This window comes from Sinomonas mesophila (genome assembly GCF_001999765.1).
Taxonomy (GTDB): Bacteria; Actinomycetota; Actinomycetes; order Actinomycetales; family Micrococcaceae; genus Sinomonas; species Sinomonas mesophila.
This window is the reverse complement of the sequence record NZ_MTIC01000058.1, coordinates 1-539: the sequence shown is the minus strand read 5'-3', so window position 1 is coordinate 539 and position 539 is coordinate 1. Positions and strand designations below refer to the sequence as shown.

Annotated in this window: 1 protein-coding gene; it reads right to left on the bottom strand. The window is 65.5% G+C overall.

Annotated elements, in window-relative coordinates; translation table 11 throughout:
• Window positions 1-159: 159 nt before the first annotated feature.
• Window positions 160-539: type II secretion system F family protein (locus BV907_RS18075; protein ID WP_139346877.1), on the bottom strand; the 380-nt coding region annotated here is incomplete at its 5' end.

Genomic DNA, 539 nt, shown 5'->3' with positions numbered 1-539 from the left:
GGGGACTTAGTGTTCTTGCGCGATGCTCGCAGAAGGCTCGGGAGAAGGGTATTCCCTGCGCTTCTCCTGCGGAAACGTGGGGTTTGCAGGCGCACGAGTAGGAGCCCCCTCCCTGTTCTGGGTACAGGGAAGGGGCTCCGGTCTGAATCGGCGCGTCGGTCAGAGGATGAGCATCTCGACGATGCTCAGGGCTGCGGGGCCGAGGATGACGACGAAGAACGCCGGGAAGATGAACAGGACGAGCGGGAAGAGGATCTTTACCGGCATCTTCATGGCGTGCTCTTCAGCCTGCTGCCGGCGCTTCTGGCGCATCTCGATGGCCTGGGCGCGCATGACCTGTGCGATCGCGATGCCGTACTTGTCCGCCTGCACCACCGCACGGATGAAGGAGGTCAGGTCGGGGGAGTCCGCGCGCGCGGCGAGGTCGAGGTAGGCCTCCTGCCGCGACCGGCCGACCTGGATGTCCTGCAGCGTCCGCACGAACTCGTCCGCGAGCGGGCCCGCGCTGTTCTGCGCAGCCTTGGTCATTGCGCTCTCGA